This window comes from Mesorhizobium sp. P2_E6 (genome assembly GCF_056403835.1).
On record NZ_JBFUEQ010000011.1, the window covers coordinates 1 to 17,388 of the forward strand.

Annotated in this window: 17 protein-coding genes and 2 pseudogenes; 6 read left to right on the top strand and 13 right to left on the bottom strand. The window is 60.7% G+C overall.

Features of this window, described 5'->3' with window-relative positions; genetic code table 11:
- On the bottom strand, nt 1-2,260 hold a 2,260-nt coding region (locus AC1D08_RS24950; RefSeq protein WP_477424289.1), incomplete at its 3' end, for a beta strand repeat-containing protein.
- Between the two features lie 913 nt (nt 2,261-3,173).
- Nucleotides 3,174-3,308: pseudogene (locus AC1D08_RS24955) on the bottom strand (FAD-dependent oxidoreductase); the annotation flags it as partial.
- A 35-nt stretch (nt 3,309-3,343) separates the two neighbouring features.
- Between AC1D08_RS24955 and AC1D08_RS24960 the strand changes: the two are divergent.
- On the top strand, nt 3,344-3,478 hold the full coding sequence (locus tag AC1D08_RS24960) for a hypothetical protein (protein ID WP_457154510.1): 135 nt from the start codon (nt 3,344-3,346) through the stop codon (nt 3,476-3,478).
- 54 nt (nt 3,479-3,532) lie between these two features.
- Here the strand turns inward: AC1D08_RS24960 and AC1D08_RS24965 are convergent, their stop codons facing one another.
- From AC1D08_RS24965 to AC1D08_RS25010, 10 genes are all read right to left on the bottom strand, one after another.
- A complete protein-coding gene (locus AC1D08_RS24965) occupies nt 3,533-4,102 on the bottom strand; it encodes a helix-turn-helix transcriptional regulator (protein WP_457154509.1) in 570 nt (189 codons plus the stop codon).
- A gap of 1,158 nt (nt 4,103-5,260) precedes the next feature.
- Entirely contained in the window at nt 5,261-5,611 is a 351-nt protein-coding gene (locus AC1D08_RS24970) for a hypothetical protein (RefSeq protein ID WP_457154508.1), read from the bottom strand.
- A gap of 606 nt (nt 5,612-6,217) precedes the next feature.
- Nucleotides 6,218-6,352 carry a hypothetical protein gene (locus tag AC1D08_RS24975; protein ID WP_457155254.1) on the bottom strand — a complete coding sequence of 45 codons (135 nt, stop codon included), beginning with the start codon at nt 6,350-6,352 and terminating at the stop codon, nt 6,218-6,220.
- A gap of 105 nt (nt 6,353-6,457) precedes the next feature.
- Nucleotides 6,458-7,534, bottom strand: a complete 1,077-nt coding sequence (locus AC1D08_RS24980) for a class I SAM-dependent methyltransferase (protein WP_477225593.1) — start codon at nt 7,532-7,534, stop codon at nt 6,458-6,460.
- A 260-nt stretch (nt 7,535-7,794) separates the two neighbouring features.
- Nucleotides 7,795-8,502, bottom strand: a complete 708-nt coding sequence (locus AC1D08_RS24985; RefSeq protein WP_477424292.1) for an NAD(P)H-dependent oxidoreductase — start codon at nt 8,500-8,502, stop codon at nt 7,795-7,797.
- A gap of 27 nt (nt 8,503-8,529) precedes the next feature.
- Nucleotides 8,530-9,006, bottom strand: a complete 477-nt coding sequence (locus AC1D08_RS24990; RefSeq protein WP_457154911.1) for a DoxX family protein — start codon at nt 9,004-9,006, stop codon at nt 8,530-8,532.
- An 11-nt stretch (nt 9,007-9,017) separates the two neighbouring features.
- Nucleotides 9,018-9,803: an HvfC/BufC family peptide modification chaperone gene (locus AC1D08_RS24995; protein WP_457154912.1), complete on the bottom strand. Its 786-nt coding sequence runs from the start codon at nt 9,801-9,803 to the stop codon at nt 9,018-9,020.
- Nucleotides 9,790-10,815, bottom strand: coding sequence for an MNIO family bufferin maturase (gene bufB / locus AC1D08_RS25000; protein WP_477225597.1), 1,026 nt, complete (start codon nt 10,813-10,815; stop codon nt 9,790-9,792). Before bufB ends, AC1D08_RS24995 begins: the two co-directional genes overlap by 14 nt.
- Before the next feature lie 42 nt (nt 10,816-10,857).
- A complete protein-coding gene (locus tag AC1D08_RS25005; protein ID WP_095081018.1) occupies nt 10,858-11,127 on the bottom strand; it encodes a BufA1 family periplasmic bufferin-type metallophore in 270 nt (89 codons plus the stop codon).
- A gap of 239 nt (nt 11,128-11,366) precedes the next feature.
- Nucleotides 11,367-12,209 (bottom strand): patatin-like phospholipase family protein, encoded by an 843-nt coding sequence (locus AC1D08_RS25010; RefSeq protein WP_457152708.1) that lies wholly within the window; start codon nt 12,207-12,209, stop codon nt 11,367-11,369.
- 111 nt (nt 12,210-12,320) lie between these two features.
- Here AC1D08_RS25010 and AC1D08_RS25015 point away from each other — a divergent pair, with 111 nt between their 5' ends.
- The 5 genes and pseudogenes from AC1D08_RS25015 to AC1D08_RS25035 all read left to right on the top strand — a co-directional run bounded on the left by AC1D08_RS25015 (nt 12,321) and on the right by AC1D08_RS25035 (nt 16,371).
- Entirely contained in the window at nt 12,321-12,707 is a 387-nt protein-coding gene (locus AC1D08_RS25015) for a hypothetical protein (protein WP_457152709.1), read from the top strand.
- Nucleotides 12,708-12,923: 216 nt separating this feature from the next.
- Nucleotides 12,924-13,836 (top strand): annotated as a pseudogene (locus AC1D08_RS25020) (LysR family transcriptional regulator).
- A gap of 192 nt (nt 13,837-14,028) precedes the next feature.
- Nucleotides 14,029-14,511, top strand: coding sequence for a cupin domain-containing protein (locus AC1D08_RS25025; RefSeq protein ID WP_095080322.1), 483 nt, complete (start codon nt 14,029-14,031; stop codon nt 14,509-14,511).
- Nucleotides 14,512-14,603: 92 nt separating this feature from the next.
- Entirely contained in the window at nt 14,604-15,806 is a 1,203-nt protein-coding gene (locus tag AC1D08_RS25030) for an MFS transporter (protein WP_477303316.1), read from the top strand.
- 100 nt (nt 15,807-15,906) lie between these two features.
- On the top strand, nt 15,907-16,371 hold the full coding sequence (locus tag AC1D08_RS25035; RefSeq protein WP_457152712.1) for a DUF302 domain-containing protein: 465 nt from the start codon (nt 15,907-15,909) through the stop codon (nt 16,369-16,371).
- 65 nt (nt 16,372-16,436) lie between these two features.
- Here the strand turns inward: AC1D08_RS25035 and AC1D08_RS25040 are convergent, their stop codons facing one another.
- Nucleotides 16,437-17,348 (bottom strand): LysR family transcriptional regulator, encoded by a 912-nt coding sequence (locus AC1D08_RS25040; RefSeq protein WP_095080328.1) that lies wholly within the window; start codon nt 17,346-17,348, stop codon nt 16,437-16,439.
- Nucleotides 17,349-17,388: the final 40 nt, after the last annotated feature.

A 17,388-nucleotide genomic window follows, 5' to 3' on the forward strand; every position in this document is an offset into this window, starting at 1 on the left:
TCGTCGGGTTGATCGCAAACGCGCCATAGGTGCCCGTCGCGTCGCCGCTCCAGGTCGCCGTCGCGCCGTGGTCGACATCCGAGGAGGTCAGCGTGCCGGACGCCGACGGCGTCCCGGCGACAACCGTGCCGTTGTCCAGATTGCCGGCCTCGACAACCGTGCCGGCATCCTGGCCGACCGCCGTCGTGATCACCGGGCTGTCGTTGGTGCCGGTGATGGTGATGGTGACGGTTTGCGTTGCCGTCGCGCCCTTGTCGTCGGTGACCGTGGCGGTGAACGTCTGGGTGTCGCTCTCGCCCTCGGCCAGATGATCGGCCGCGCCCTGATTGAGCGCGAAGCTCCAGGCGCCCGTCGTCGGGTTGATCGCAAACGCGCCATAGGTGCCCGTCGCGTCGCCGCTCCAGGTCGCCGTCGCCAGGTGATCGACATCCGAGGAGGTCAGCGTGCCCGACGCCGACGGCGTCCCGGCGACAACCGTGCCGTTGTCCAGGTTGCCGGCCTCGACAACCGTGCCGGCATCCTGGCCGACCGCCGTCGTGATCACCGGGCTGTCGTTGGTGCCGGTGATGGTGATGGTGAGCGTGGTCGAGGAGGTAGCCCCATTGGCATCCTTGACCGTGTAGGTAAACTGATCCGTCGCCGTGGCGCCCTGGGCCAGTGCATTGGTGTCGGCATCGGCATTGTTGAGCGTATAGGTGTAGCTGCCATTCGACCCGATGGTGACCGAGCCGTAGGTCCCAACCACTGCCAAGCCGACATTGCCGGCGCCGCCGTTGACGGCCGAAACCGTCTTGCTGTCGCCACTGTCGACGTCGGTGTCGTTGGTCAGCACGTTGCCGATGGCGGAGGCGTCGCCTGCGAACGGCGTGTTGCCGGGGTTGACGCCGGCCTCGGTGACCGCATCGCCAACATTGGTGTCGGCGACGGCGATCGGGCCGTCGTTGGTGCCGGTGATGGTGATGGTGAGCGTGGTCGAAGAGGTGGCCCCATTGGCATCCTTGACCGTGTAGGTAAACTGATCCGTCGCCGTGGCGCCCTGGGCCAGCGCATTGGTATCGGCATCGGCATTGTTGAGCGTATAGGTGTAGCTGCCATCCGACCCGATTGTGACCGAGCCGTAGGTCCCAACCACTGCCAAGCCGACATTGCCGGCGCCGCCGTTGACGGCCGAAACCGTCTTGCTGTCGCCAACGTCGACGTCGGTGTCGTTGGTCAGGACGTTGCCGATGGCGGAGGCGTCGTCTGCGAACGGCGTGTTGCCGGGGTTGACGCCGGCCTCGGTGACCGCATCGCCAACATTGGTGTCGGCGACGGCGATCGGGCCGTCGTTGGTCCCGGTGACGGTGATGGTCAGCTGCGCAGTATCCGTAAGCCCGTGCGGGTCACGGACGGTGTATGTAAACACCTCAGTGACGGTGACCCCGTTCGCCAGCGCATTGGTGTCCACGTCGCTATTATTGAGGGCGTAGGTATAGGTGCCGTTGGCATTCAAGGTCAGTGAGCCATAGGTGCCCACCAATGCAGATCCGACCGTGCCAACACTTCCTGATCCGGATTCCGTACCTGTCCGGACCGCCGACACGACCAGCGACGCCTGGCCGTCGTCGGAATCGGTGTCGTTGGTCAGCACATTACCTGCCGCCGAGGAGTCACCCCCAAGGAGTGCATTCGCTGGGCCAACGCCGGCCTCGCGCACCTGGTCGGCAGCGTTGGTATCGTTGAAGCCGACGGGCGAAGTTGGATCGAGACCGACTGAAACCTGCTCGATCGCGGAGACCTTGAGATTGATCGAAGTGAATGTAAATTCTGCTTGACCTGCCTGGCCGGTATTCGAGTTCGAGTTTGCGGCAATAAAGGCACGAAACTGAGCAATTTCACCGTTAAACGCCGCCATAAACGACGCATTGGCGAGTTGGTCATTGCTTAGATAGATAACGAGCGTATCGATCTCGGCGGTGCCTTTGGCAGCATTGCCGTTGCCGCCGTCGTAGACGTCGTAGCCGGAAAAGGCTGTTTGTCCGGCCGTTATCCCGGTCCCGTAGAATTGGCTGCCAATCTTGTACTGATTTTCCCACGCTCGATAGATAAGCGTGTCCGCTCCGGATCCGCCCAAGACCGTATCGAAACCACTGCCTCCATCGAGTGTATCGGCGCCTGACCCGCCATTCAGGCGATCGCTTCCAGCGCCCCCCAAAAGCACGTCGTCTCCGCTACCGCCGACCAGATTGTCGTTGCCGATCGTGCCAATGGTCGTTGCCATGTCCTAACCCCTATTTCGCTCGTTGTTCTTGTCGGTCAAGAACTGCCGACGTCGACCTGCCGCTTGTGGCGGGGTCGCTCAAAAATTGTGAAGCTGTGCAAGCAAGTTCGCCTTCGCCAACAAACGGGTTGATCCCGGGCGCGAGCGCCAGGACCAATGAGTTCGCGTTCAAAGCAATGACATTTGTACCGACACCAAAGGCCCACGCTGGCGAGCCCGCCGAATACCTGATGTCGGCTGAAACCTTACAATCGGCGCCCCCGGGTCTCTTTGTGTCGGCCGAGGCTGGAAACCAATCATCGATAGGGCAAGGTCCGATCCCGGTGAAATCATTGCTCAACGGATCGAGAGAAACAGCGGCCTGCGGCGTGGAAATGAAGATGGTCGTATTTTCGGCAAGACCGCAGGGTCCGTCTCCGGTTAGCGGAGTATTTGTAAACGATGTCGCAGTTGCGTTGGCATCTGTGCTCCGACAAGAAGCCATTAAACCCCACCCCCTTTTTACTCTACATCAGCACAAAACAGATGCCCAATCATCTATTTGTGTGCCGCATCCGACGGCTATCTAATCTCCATTTAAACGTGTTGAACGGTCGATATACTGTTTCTAACGGACGTCTATTGTCAGCGCATAAGTCCTCGAACGGCCAGTTATCAACATGGCGGTCCACAGACAGATCTTGGCCAAACAATGGTAGCTGCGACGACTATTCTGGCCGCGCTGCGTTCCCCTTTAGCCCTTACGGCGTCGCCATTTCCTGATTGCCCGGTCAGGTCTTGTGTTAGGCGACGCTTATATTAGCGCATTCTTAACGCTAACGAAGAGTAAGCGTCAACATCCAAAAAGAGGTACAGTTAACAGCCAAAAGCATCAGCAGGGGAGCCGGCGCTCGCGCGGGAAAGTGGCAGCACGATTCGAGGCGTCAGCACCCAAGGGCGTCCTGGACAGAAGAAGCACCGGTTCGGGCGCCAAGTGCAGCGCGGTCATCAGCCCGGCTATGCCGCCGCCGATGATGACCGTCGCGGCTTGCACGGCCCGGCGGCGCAACCGATCGCCGCGCAGCGCCCTGCTGAACGGAACGCATGACCGTTCCTGACATTCAGTCCAACGACACCGACGATCGTGACGGCCGCGAGCATAAGCCGAACGGGGTCGTTGCTTTCTCCAGCAAGACCATGCCCGCCAACAGTGAGCCCACCGCGCCGATGCCTGCGTAGACGGTGCCAAGTGGAACTGGCACAGGCGCCGAGCTTGTGAGCCTCCACGGCGCATTAGACTGAGACGCCAAGCATCGCCACAAGCTGGCCTTGTCGATGCGTTCCAGTCTTGTGGAATATCGATTTGACCCTGTCGCGTGCGGTTTCAACCTTGATCCCGAGAACGCCGGCGGTCTGGGCAAGCGAATCCCCTTGGGCCAACCGCTCGCAAAACATGATTTCGGCTCTGGTCAGGCCGTACTGCAGGGCAAATGCCGACAAATCACCATGGCGGCGGAGGCGCGCGTCCAGATCGCGGATAAGGACAAGAACCATCGATCTAGTGAAAAAAAGGGTTAGGACGCTGGAAGCCAACATGGCCGGAAGCGGCGCAAACGAAACTTGCCAGTTGCGTCCTTCGATGCAGAAAGGAATTTGGTACAAGTCCGGGAGCGATCCTTTGGAGAGCGCGACAATCCCATTGCGGAACAGGTTGTCGGCGCGAGCATTGGAGAGGCACACGCCGCCGTGGCGGAGTACAGCCACGGAACCTGCGGAAAACATGTCAACAGCCTGCTGGTTCGCATCGCGGAGATGTCTGTCGCTATCTATGACGAATGCCGCGCAGCAGGCGCGTTCGACCAAGGCGGCCCCGCCATAGCGTCCTCGGTTCTTTGCCTGAGTAAATGTCCAAGATCGACCGACCTTCGCAGATTGCTTCGTATCCGCGTGAGAACTTCGGCCGCAGCTCGGTCGTAAGAGCTGGCCTTGGAAAGCGGATAGTGCATTGGGAGATGAATGACTTCCCGTGGCCCGCCATCTATTTTTATGCCGACCGCTGCCTCGATGTCTTTCTGCGGACGGAGCCAGTCATTGTAGAATTCCGTATCCGCGAACGTACGTGCCGGACAGTCTTCCTCGGCGATCAGAACCGTTCCACTTTCCACAGCCTGCCACAACGGTATCCACGGATTTAATCTGGCATAGTAATCCGCGTACAATTTCAGGTAATCTGGATCTATGTTGTGGACGGCTTGAAAATTTAGTTGCTGCGAGCGAGATCCTCTGCCTCCGGATGACAGTCTGGCTGTCAGCGTCGCAGTCCTGCCGGATGATTCCTATAAGTCGTCCGACTGTATGGAGTACTGCAGACGCGGGGTTCTGACTTCGACCGAAGGCTCAACACTCGAAGGCGCTCGCCATCATGGCATCGAAGGCGTGGGCGATGAGGCTATTGGAAATAGACAGGTGGGGCAGAGCTGTCGGTGCTGATCCGGGCAGGAATCGAAACTGTGGCATACAGATTAGGGGCCTGTCGTAGTATTTGACTGAGCTACGGGACCGCGCGGTCCGACAAATAACCGCTTCGGAAGGCGGGATCATTCGAGACCCTGGCGGAACTTACGGAACGATACGGGAAGACTTCTGATTCTTATCCAACGAAAAACTCAATAAAATCAACGATCTAAATACATCCTCCCGGACCCACCAATTTCGTATAGGGTGAAGTGCGTTCAGCCCAGCAGGGGAATGGTGGCAGGACGCCGAGGTGTCGATATCGTGCGAGGATGGTGTCCTGGCTTCGACTCTCGTCTGCGGTCTATTAGTTCGCCGAGAATGTGCTACATATTGCGATACCTATTGTGATACAAATTTGGTTTTTGAGCGAAAAAAAGGTAATTAAAACAATAGCTTATAGGGCGGATCGATCCCAGCCAACATGAATCACTAGAAGGTCTTCATGTCTATTGCGTTGGTGAACATAGACGATCCGCGGGATCGTGGCGATGTGGTGAGAAGAACCTATGAAGTGCGTGCTTTAGCCCGCAATCGTTTGACAAGCTCGCGCACTTCGGCGAGGCGTTCCTCCTTCGCCTGAAGATCCCGCATCGCCCGTTCCAGGTAATCATAGAGCGGAAGCCATGCCTCGCCTTGGTCACCGCGCGCAACGATGATCTCTGCAACACGGTCAAGTGCCCGCCCGATCCGGTCCACCGTGACCGGACGAGTGGTGGCCGAGTGCCCCCTCATGACATCGCTCTCTTGTAGACTTGCGGACTTGAATTTCCCCATTGCAAATTGCATCGTGAGGAAAGCGTGAAGCCTAAAATCTCTCGAGGGCATTGTCTGTAATGTTGTGTTGTCGGCGGCCAAGTGAGGCAATCGACGGATTCTCCAACAAAGGCGTGACGGTACTTTTCAGTTTCTGGCGGCGAGGACATATCGGCACCTGAAGTCGACCGAAAAGCGCGATTGACTCCGATTGATGCTGAAACCTCAAAATATTTTTGGCGGCGAATTCCCCTTTAAAATCAAAAGCGTGACTTTTTGACGGACCATGCGTCGGTTTTCGGCGCGGCAAAAAAGAAAAAGCCCAGCTAGATCAATGACCTAGCTGGGTCAAAAACAATTGAGTGGGAGTAGGGGATACAAACGGCGGCGTTAGCGTAGTTTCGGTGGCGACTTTCGCTGCCGAAAATTGTTTTCGTGTCCGTATCTCACTTCAGCTGAACTGGCATTCTCCATCTCCGATCTGGCAAGTCCGATCTGCGCCCATATGCCCTATGAAGTGAAGAGTTTTCAAAAAGGGAGAGGCTACAGCGTAGAACGGCGTGCGCAAAGGCGGGTCTGCTTCGCGCCTCAGGCCGGTTGCGACGGCCGACTTGCCCGCTAACTTAAAGTAGACATTGCGTGTGCCGAGATCGAGGCGCATTGCCGGACGTTCGGTTGCGGCGGCGTTCGGTTTTTGGCTCCGCCGCTTCACCCGATGTCGGCAACGACGGTTCCCGAGACGGGATCGGTCACGCCGAGGTCGCCGCCGAGATCCTCCAGCATGCCGCGCATCGTATCCAGCAAACCGATCATCTGCGGTCGTGCCGCCGCTAGGCTGTCCATGTCGTTCCATTCACCGACGACGCAGAAGGTCCGGTCTCCGGTCTTGACGAGTGCGCCCTTGCAAAAGCCCTTGACGTCGAGGGTCGCCTTCTTGTGCGCATCACCTTAACGGCGTGCCTCGAGGACCATATTGAACGGTGTCTCGGTGGCGCGGCGGAACCGCTTGAACCCGCCGCCGGATACGACCTTGCGCAGCCTTGCCTCGCCGGCCTGTGCGCCGAGCCCCAGCCCAACCTCCTGCGACAGCGAGGCAGGCGTGCAGATGAAGGTCGAGGCGGCGTAGTAGATGCGGCCGACCGGATTGAGGTTCGCCGAAAGCTGGTCGTTGGCGAAGGGCTCGACGATCATCCAGGTGCCGTCCGGCTTCAGTGCCTTGTGCACATGTTTGGCCGCGCCTTCCGGATCGCCCATGTCGTGCAGGCAGTCGAAGAAGGCGACAAGATCATAGGTGCCGGGGAAATCCTTGGCCGGCGCCACCTCGAAGCTGGTGTTGCCGGCAACACCGGCCTCCTTCGCCGCGGCCCGGGCGCGCTCGATCGACGGGGCGTGATAGTCGAAGCCGGTGAAGCGCGAGTTCGGGAAGGCCTTGGCCATCAGCACGGTCGAGGCGCCGTGGCCGCATCCGACATCGGCGACGTCAATGCCGCGCTCCAGCTTCTCGACGACACCGTCGAGCGCCGGCAGCCAGGAGCCGATCAGATTGGCGTTGTAGCCCGGCCGGAAGAAACGTTCGGTGCCGCGGAACAGGCAAGCGCTGTGATCGTGCCAGCCGAGCCCCTTGCCGGAGCGGAAGGCCTGCCTGACCTTCTCCTCATCCAGCCACAGCGTCGAGACCACCTCGAACGCGCCGGCCATGAAGGCCGGGCTGTCCTCGTTGACGAAGACCTGCTCCTGCTCGGGGCTGAGGTAGAAGCTGTCGCCGGCTTCGTCATATTCGACATAGCCGGCTGCCGCCTGCGCCGAGAGCCATTCGCGGACCAGCCGTTCCTGCGTGCCGGTCCTTTTGGCGAGCTGGCCGGCTGTCATCGTGCCGCCCTCGCTCATGGCCGAGAACAGGCCAAGCCTGTCTCCCAGCAGTACCGCCGCTCCTGTGGTGATGGCGCCGAGATCGCCGACCATCTTTCCCAGCAGCGCTTCCAGTTTTTCCTGATTGGGCTGATTGTCCTTGTTGCGCTCCAGCATCGGCTTTCTCCTCCAGCTCGATCCCCAACACTCGCCACGGGCGACAAGCCTGCTCCCGTCACCAGGATGGCCTCGCCGTAACAGTCCATTGTTCGTCCCGTGGCGGCCGACTGTTACAACTTCACAGCAACGTGATCGCTGCCTGAAAATTCTCAGCGAGAGCAGGACCTCAAATCGTCGGTGCATCAGAGCAAACCTGCTAGCTCAGGAACCGCGGTCGGCGTGTGGCGTCCGGACCAGTAAGCTGAACAGTGCTTCTCTCACGCCGATTTCAAGACATGGGCTTCGTCGAAGTCCGCGAGCTTCGGATAAGCGATAGTGGGGGCATGCGCGAGGCTGAGGACGCGTTCACGGTAACGATCGAGGCAGGCACGGCGTTCGCCGTCGCTGACGCGCGCTGGTGTGTGCACAAGGCACGGCTCGATCACCGTGAAGCCGACAAAGTAGAGCATGCCGTGGTTGATCGGGAACAGGATTGCGTCGATCGGGCCGTTCAGTCCTCGGCTCGAATAGATCGGCGGCGGTCCGCCGATTGTGACGGAACACATCGCGCGCTTTCCCGCGAAGACGCCGCGATCATACCATTTGCCGCCACCATAGATCTTGCCACCCGACGCGAACACTCGGTCAACCCAGCCCTTGAGGATCGCCGGCAGCCCGAACCACCAGAGCGGAAACTGCAGGATCAAGACGTCGCACCAGAAAAGCTTGTCCATCTCCGCCTGGATGTCTGGAGCAAATCCGTCGTGGGCGGCCGCATTCGCCTCCTCAGCCTGCTGGCGGTAGTAGGTCGCGTCGCGCACGGTCGTGAAGTTGCGGCGATCTGATACTGGATTGAAGCCCATGGCGTAGAGATCGGAAACAACGACCTCGTGTCCCGCCGCAGACAACGCCCCCTGCGCCGCGCTGGTCAGGGCGCCATTGAAGCTGTTGGGCTCGGGGTGGGCGTGAACGATGAAGATGCGCACCGTGCTGTTCCCACTCGATCGAAATGTTCATTTTCTCGATGCCGAAAAGGTCCGCTCGGCGATATGGTCAAGCGAGAAGACGCCAGCCCCGCGCGTCAGCACAAGCAGCAGCAGCGACGCCCACAGCAGGTGCTCTGCCCAGTTTTCCGGATAAACGAAGATCTGGATGACAGACACGACGCCGAGCAGCATCAGCGCCGTAAGGCGCGAAAACAGCCCCAGGAAAATCAACACCGAGCCCGTGAGTTCTGCGGCCGTCGCGAGCGGCGCCGCGATCGACGGATCGATGAACGGCAGATTGTATTCATTGGCAAACAGTTGCAGCGTGACCGGCCAGGATGCCAGTTTCGACTGCGCGGATTGCCAGAAGACATGTCCGACCGCGACACGGGCCGCAAGCTGGATCAGCGAAAATGGAATGCGTTCGGGCAGCTTGATGATGCGCCGGCAGAGGCCGACCAAGCCGCTCGGGCTGGTCGAGGGATGATCTGAAATTGCGGTCATGACTGTCTCCATCAGTTTGAGAGGGAATGCACGGTGATGCGCACGTTTGTGACAAGCCCGTCAGCGAACAGACGCACGAGCGCGGACACGAGTTGGAAGTTCGGTTCGAGCGCAAGCGCGCGGCTTGCACCATGTTCGAGGCCGAGGCCGTGCTTGAGAGAATGCCGGAAGGCGAAGTCTGCTCGGTCGAGGAGAATTAGGCGGACGCTGTTCCCGGTCCGCCACAACGCCACGCGTTCGGGACGTCTCGCCCAGGTGCAATGCCGATCGACTGTTGTGCCCTGCTGGTGCGCCGTCCACACCGACAGAATCGACCAGTGTGAAACGATCAGCCTGAGCGATGGCTGCAGCAGGATATCGGGTGAAGGTCCCAGGTCGATTTTGTCATAGTCCGCAAGGCTGCGGGCTGGCAGCGAAGCCGTATCGAGTGCCTCGGCGATGGCCCATTCGAGCCGCGCCGTTTCGGCGACGATCGGCATGTCGGACAGCGTGTCGATCGTCTTCAGGAAGCGCGGGAAGCCGACGCCGTAGCGCGACAGCCGCGTATCCTCCGGCGGATGGCGTCGGATGAATTCGCTCGCCACGAAACGGAAGAAGCGTTCGTCGACCAGGCGCACGGTGACGGGAAAGACCGCCATCAACACCGCAGTGAGCGAACTGCGCGTGTTGTTCTGGTAGATGCGCAGGCGGGCCAATGGATCGGCCTTGCCGGCGGTCAGCATTTTCGCGGAGACCATTGGTTCGATGGCAAGCACCGAGCGTGCCATGGTGGTCTGCAGGTTTTCAAGCGGCAACATCGTATCCTCCTTCCATTGGCGTCAACGCTACCGGTATGGTTGCTCCGGCTTTTGCGGCAGCGAATGCTGCCAGCACTGGCATGCTGGTCCCCCCGGTTTCGAAGCGCGTGAGGGACATCGGTCGGGGTTTGGCTGTTTCAGCGTGTCTCGCAGCCTGCTTGCGGTTGAACATGATCGAAGCGGTGAGCATGTCGGCCCACATGGCTTCGCCAAGCAACACGTCGAGAACCGGGACATCGGTATCCCATTCGATCAGGGTGGGGCGGGGTCCGAGCCAGCTAATGGCGTGCTGATAGAGAGACCAGACGACCGGCGGGACCCGCGAGCCGTGATCGTCGATGAGCACTGTGTCGGCTCCGACCTGATTGGTCGCATGGCCGGCAAGATGGATTTCGCCGATCGCTTCAGCCGGCAGCGCATCGATGAAGGCTTTGGCGTCATATTGCAAATTGTGTGCCGAGACCTGGACGTTGTTGATGTCCAGCAGCAGACCGCAACCGGTCCGCGCCACGAGTTCGGCCAGGAATTCAGCCTCGTTCATCGAAGAGTCGGCAAAGGCGACATAGGCGGACAGATTTTCGATCAGCACCTGACGCTTCAGCGTATCCTGGACGGTCGCGACATTGCGCGCCACGATCGCCAGCGCCTCTTCATCATAGCGCAGCGGCAGCAGATCGTTGAGATAGGCGCCGTCGGCGACACTCCAGGCGAGGTGCTCGGAAACAAGATCGGGCTGGAAGCGCTCGCACACCTTGCGCAACCGCTCGAGATGATCCGGGTCCACTCCTCGCGCGCTACCCAGCGACAGGCCGACGCCGTGCACCGACAGCGGATAGGTCTGGCGCAGTCGTTCCAGCTCCTCGACGCCGGCGCCGTCTCCCATGTAATTCTCGGCATGAACCTCGAGCCAGCCTGCGGAAGGCCTTCGGGTCAGCATCTCGCCGATATGAGGGGAACGAAGACCGATGCCCGCGGTTGCGGGGATCGCGAGAGCTTGAAACACACGTGACATCGGTCTGCTCCTTTCAAGAGGTTGGCTTGGAGTCTGGATGGTTCAGGCTTTCGGCTTGTCGCTGCCGCCGGCAATCTTGGCGCAGCTGCCGGCGGGCACGTAGAGCCATGAATCCGGCTGGTTGTCGGCGGTGGCCGTGCCGGCGCAGGAATGCGTCGCGGTCTGACAGTCGTTCTGGCCGGCCTTGACGACGCCGTAGCATTTCTCAAAGGCGAAGCCGGGCTTGGCAGCGGGGCCGCTATAGGCCGCCGTCGCGGCGAGCGAAGTGGCGGCAGCGAGGGCCGATCCGATGAGGGTCTTGGTGTTGATCACAGTCGTGTCTCCTGGTTGCGTTTCGAGGGAAAGACTGGCCTTGCGGCCTGTCTGCAAGCAGTGTCCCCGATCAGGCCGCTGAGCTGAAATGCTGTCTCGGCATGGATTTGATACGCGACCACTATGTTGAGGGGCCGCACGCAAAAAGCCCTCCGGCGGGGGCACCGGAGGGCTTGGCACCTGCATTCGGGAGCGGCCGAAACAGGCGCGGCCAGGCGGGAGGGAGGCGCCTAGATCTATTAGGTTCCGCGGTCGAAGGCCGGGTGGTCCTCCGCCACGGAAAGATCGGCCAAAAGCCAGTCCCCGGCACGTTCGCGTCCTCGGTCACGCATGTCGGTCAGTTCACCCCAGTCGGTCCAGGGCCTTGTGAACAGTGCTGCGCCGGCGCGGTATTGGCTGTCGAAGATGACGTGGGTTGCGGCGGGCTTCATCGCACAATGGCTGGCGGCGAGGCGGCGACCCGCGCACGGCGTCATGAACAGTGCCGGCCTGCCGGTGACCACCAGCAGATGGCCGGTATCTAACGGCAGGGCCGGCGAAGCCGAAAGGCCACCGTCGCCCCAATAGGTGTCGCCGTCGATCTCGACGGCCGGGAAGAGGAACGGGATCGTGGCGGCCGCCAGGATCGCGTCGATCGACAACTGATCGCCGGCGAAAATCTTCACCGTATCGGTGCGGGCATTGGAGGCCAGGATGCTCAACTGCAGCGGGCGGTCCTTGTTGCGGATTACCGCAATATCGATCGATTGTTCCAGGATCGATCTCAGGGGGCTTGCGGCATCGGCGGCAAAAATCGATGCGTGGCTGACGCGTCGCCAGAAGTTGGTGAGCGCCGTCCGCGCGCCGCGCCGGCCGCCCAAGGCCAGGCCATAGGCCAGAACGGCGGCCTCCATTGCACCGAAGCCGGACGCGGTGATGTTGCCGAAGGAAAGGCTGGGGTCGTCAAGCAAGCGGTCGAGGACGCCCCAAACGAAGGCGCCGTGCGCGTCGCTTGCCAGGACAATGTCCACGACCCCCCGGTCATCGACTGCAGGTCTTGCAATGACGGCTTGGTCGGTTTCGGTTCCGGTCTGGATATGCATGTGTCAGTCTCCATCCCCAAAACGCCAGACTGGGCGTTTGATGCAAAGACTGTCGCAACTCCTTCCGCTTGCGAAATGCCAAGGTGGCATGAACTCCATAGGCAGATTGCATTGGTTGCCATCCCGCTCGCGTCGCAACATTTAGTCGGCAAGCGAAGATTCCGGGATTTTGCCCTGGACCAGCATCGAGACGGCCGCCGGACAGCGTTCAGCACACAAGGAGCAAGTCATGAGAATACGAATCGCGTGCCTGGGGCGATTGCCCTCGCTCCGATTGCCGGAGCGACTTCGGCTGACGCCTTCGGCGACCTGTCGGCCGCCTTCTACACAGACGCCGCGATGAAGATGATGAAATCGGATGCCGACTTCAAAGCAGCCTGGGACGCTATGTCGACGGACAAGCAGGGCGCCATGAAGAAGGAATGCAACGACGCAGCGCCGAGCAAGCCTCATGCAGAATTCTGCGTGAAGATGCATCTGCTCGGCGGCAACAGCTGAACGTCACGCCGCTTCCAGATCAGACCCGAGCGCGACGGCGTTCAAGTTGTTCGCCATGGTCTCCTATGTCCCAGCAAAGCTACAAAGGCGCCAACCTGCGTCAGCCCATGACGATATGCTATGAACTTCATAGCGGCGGTGCATTGGAACGAGGATGTCGTTTGCGGCAAGGTTCGGTTTAGCAAAAAAGGACCATACGCAACGGGGACAATCGGCATGGACATTCATCACATCCGCTATTTCCTCGCCGTGTGCGAGACACGAAATTTCACACGGGCCGGCGAAAAGTGCAACGTTACCCAGCCAGCGTTGTCGCGCGCCATCCAGCAGCTGGAAGACGAGGTCGGCGGCCTTCTGTTCCGCCGCGAGCGAAACCTCACTCACCTGACCGACCTGGGCGCGCTGCTGCGACCCCGGTTTCAACAGATCCTCGACGAACTGACGGGAGTGCGACAGGAGGCGTCGAGATTCTTGTGCCTGGAAAATGCCAACCTCAAGGTTGGCGTCATGTGCACCATTCGGACCGCGCCGCTTCACCGGCCTGCTGGCCGATTTCAACAGGCGTCAGCAGGGCATTCAGCTGCAGCTGGTGGAAGGTGTGCCGACCTCGCTTTCACAACTGCTCGAGTCCGGCGAAATCGACGTCGCCATCATGGCGTCCAGCAACAGTTTTCCGGAACGGTTCGATGTCACGCCGCTTTATCGCGAGCGCTTCGTCCTGGCTTTTCCAAACGGCCATCGGTTGGCCCGCAACGACAATGTCGCCATCTCCGAACTCGACGGCGAGAATTATCTGCGGCGACTGAACTGCGAGTATCGCGATCACCTCGCCGGCCTGTGCAATGACCGTGGCGTGAAACTCAGGATTTCCTATGCGAGTGAGCGCGAGGACTGGATCCAGAACATGGTTTCAGGCGGCCTCGGGATCTGCTTCATTCCGGAGTTCAGCGCGGTGATCCCTGGCTTGCAGGTCAGGCCGGTCATCGACCCCGAGGTCTGGCGGGAAGTGTCTTTGGTGGTCGTGGCGGGGCGCAGGTTTTCGCCGGCGGCATCTGCCTTCGTCAACAGCGTCAAGGCGCATGGCTGGCCTGAGAGCGCCCTCGCTCAGGCGATCCGCACCGCTGCCTGACGCAAATCAAATAAATTCCAGCGCCGCACGACAGGACCTGTCGTGCGCCTTTCGTGCGTCGTGATGTCCGACCATAGTTTTCGGGTATCGAATTGAGAGCCAGTCAGCATTTCTCTTTGTTCGCCGCACCCATCACTCTCCATTCCATGCCCCGCCTCCCGCGTTTGGGCACCGACAAAGGAGAAATACTAGATGGCTACCAAGAAACTCAACTTTGCGTTGGCAATCGGCTTGCTGTCCGCAGCCGCTGCATTTTCCGCTGCGCCGGCCTTCGCCGGGGACTGCCCTGCCGGCCAGGCCGCCACGACCGACATCCAGGAACACCCCAGCAAACCGGTCGGCGTGACCGACACGGTTCTCTCGGCGATCGATCTCAGCAGCAAGGGCGAAGCGTGGAAAGGCAATATGCTGCGCCTGCGCAAGCTCGTCGTTCAGCCGGGCGGTGTCGTGCCGTGGCATGAGCACAATGTCCGCCCCGCCAACATTCTGATCGTCGAAGGCTCGATCACCGAATATCGCAGCACCTGCAAGGTCGGCATCGAACATCCGGCTGGCGACGTGACAGCCGAATTCGGCCAGCTCGCCCATTGGTGGAAGAACAACGGCAAGGTTCCCGCAGTGCTCTATTCCGCCGACGTCTTGCCTCCTGCGATGCACGACGACCACATGATGTGAGCCGCCCATCGCGGTGAACAGATCCCGGAATCAGCGACGGAAGCGCGTCCTCAGGGGGTCCGCCCGGGGACGTGCGGCCACGGAGTCCTGTCATGACTACCACTGAACACACCGAACCGACGCGGCTCCGCATGGTTGCCGCAGACAGCTGGCGCTTCGGCCTGATTGCCCTGATCGCGTTTCTCACGCTTGTCGATCTGTTCGCCACTCAGGCCATCCTGCCTTCGCTGGTGATAAAATTCGGCGTCAGCCGCGCGACAATGGGTTTTGCCGTCAACGCCAGCACGTTCGGCATGGCTGTGGCCGGGATCGCCGTGGCGCTTTTCGGCAGAAACCTCGATCGGCGCAACGGAATCTGGATCAGCCTTGCGGTGCTGGCAATCCCGACGACGTTGCTTTCGCAGACCGACAGCATCGTGGTCTTCGCCACGCTGCGTGTCGTCCAGGGATTGTGCATGTCGACCGCGTTCACGCTGACGATGGCCTATCTCGCCGAACACTTTTCATCGAGGCAAACGACCAGTGCTCTTGCTGCCTATGTGACCGGCAATGTCGCCAGCAATTTTTTCGGACGGCTGATGTCGGCCGCCGTGGCCGACACGTTTGGCATCTCCACCAACTTCCTCACGTTCGCCGCGCTCAATCTGATTGGCGCGGCCCTTGTCTGGCTCACCCTGCAGAAGACATCGGCAATGATGCGCGCTGACGCCAAGAACGAGCCTGCCCGCACCGCATGGAAGGGCCCGTTGATGAACGTCGAGTTGCGTGCCTGCTTCACCATCGGCTTCCTGATCCTCTTCGTCTTCATAGGCACCTTCACCTATGTGAACTTCCAGCTCGTCGCCGCGCCGCTGTCGCTGTCGCCCATGGCGCTGGGGCTGGTTTATTTCGTCTTCCTGCCCTCGATGCTGACGACACCACTCGCAGGGCGGGTTGCTGCCGGGCTCGGGCCAGGGATCGGGATCGGCGCAACGCTTGCATTGGCCATCCTGGGATTGCTTCTACTTCTGGTGAGCAGCCTGCCGGTGGTGCTTGCGGGAATGGCGCTGGTCGCCATAGGCACCTTCCTGGCGCAGGCTATCGCCACCGGGCATGTCAGCCGGACCGCGTCGCGCGACCGCGCCGCCGCGAGCGGCATCTACCTAGCCTCCTACTATGCGGGCGGGCTCGCTGGCAGCTTCGTCATCGGACAGGTCTACGACCGCGTCGGCTGGACCGCCTGTGTGGCCGTGCTTGCCGCGGTCCTCGCCGGGGCAATTGCGGTCGCGCGAGCATTGAAGACGCCAACCGGCTGACGATCGCAAGTCGTCGATCGCGAAGCGCTCTCAGATATTGGACAAAGATATCAACGTAGTAGCCAAGATTCATGCAACCTGGAAAACAAAGGAGACTGACATGACCAACTACCTGAAAACCATGATTGCCGGGGGCGCCATGCTGATGGCGCTCATTCTCCCGGTCGCCGCCTCGGACGGTGTCGTCACCGTGAAGAGCGACTATTCCGTCGCCGAAACCGTCGCCCGCATCAAGAAGGACGTTCTCAAGAAGGGCATCAAGTTCTTCGGCGTCATCGACCAGGCAAGGCTTGGCAAGAATGCCGGCAACGACGTCAAGCCGTCGCGGCTGGTGATGTTCGGCAATCCGGCTCTCGGCACGACCTTCATCACCTCCAATCCCGAGGCCGGTCTCGACTGGCCCGTTCGCGTCCTGGTCTACCAGACCGCGGACGGAACGGTTTACGCCGCCTACAGCGATTTCGACTGGATCGCCAAGCGGCATGGCATCACCGACCGCGAGGCGCAGTTCAAGATGGCGACCGAAGTCATCCAGTCCGTGACCTCGACGATCAAGAAGAACTGAGTACGGATGATGTGCCGTAGATCCGCTGCCGGTGCATGCGACGCAGCCTGCTGCTCGCGACGAGGTTATTCAGCGGCGGACAACGCCTTTGCCCGCTCGCCGAACCACCGCTTCTGCGTGGCCTCGCGCACCAGCGCGCCAACTGCCGGCGAATGCCTGCGGCCACGCACGGTGACGAGATTGACCTCGCGCCAGAATTCCGGCTCGGTGATCGGCAAGGGCACCACGCCCGGGTGCTTGGCGGTGTGTTCGGGCATGAAACCGAAGCCAAGCCCGGCAGCGATCATTGCCAGTGTCCAATCGTCACGATCGCTCCAGTAGACAGGGCTGACGGTGACGCCCTGTTCGGAGAGAATGGCATCGGCATAGCCAGCAAACTCGCAATTGTTGCGGTGGATATAGCTTTCATTGCTCATATCCTTCACCCGCACGCTTCGCTGGTTGGCGAGGCGATGGTTCAGATGGACGGCCATCACCATCTGCTCCTGAAAGAGTGGTAGCGAGTGCACGTCCTCGTCGGGCACGTTCGAAGGCAAGGCGTAGATGGCGGCCTCGAGATCGCCTTCGAGCAGCCGTCGCCGCAAGCTCTTGGCGTCTGAATCGCAAAGGTGAAGCTCGACGCCGGGGTGATGCGACCGGACGGCAGCGATGAGCTCAATGATTTCGTCTGGCGCAATCGTGCTCATGATGCCGACCTTGAGCGGCGTCTTCTTCAGATGCACATATTGCTCGGCAATCTGCTTTGCCTGGCGGGAGTTCTCGAAGACACCCTCGAGATAGGTCTCCACCATGCGACCGAGCTCGGTGAGATGGGTGAAGCGGCGCTCGCGGTGGAAAAGCGCCCCGCCGAATTCATCCTCGAGCAGCTTGATTGCGCGCGACAGCGCCGGCTGCGTGACGTTGCACTGCTCGGCAGCCCTGGTGAAATTCAGCTCCTTGGCAACGGCCAAGAAATATCTGACCTGGCTGATCTCCACGGCAACTCCCCTCGGCGGGCGGGCATATACCGCACGACCC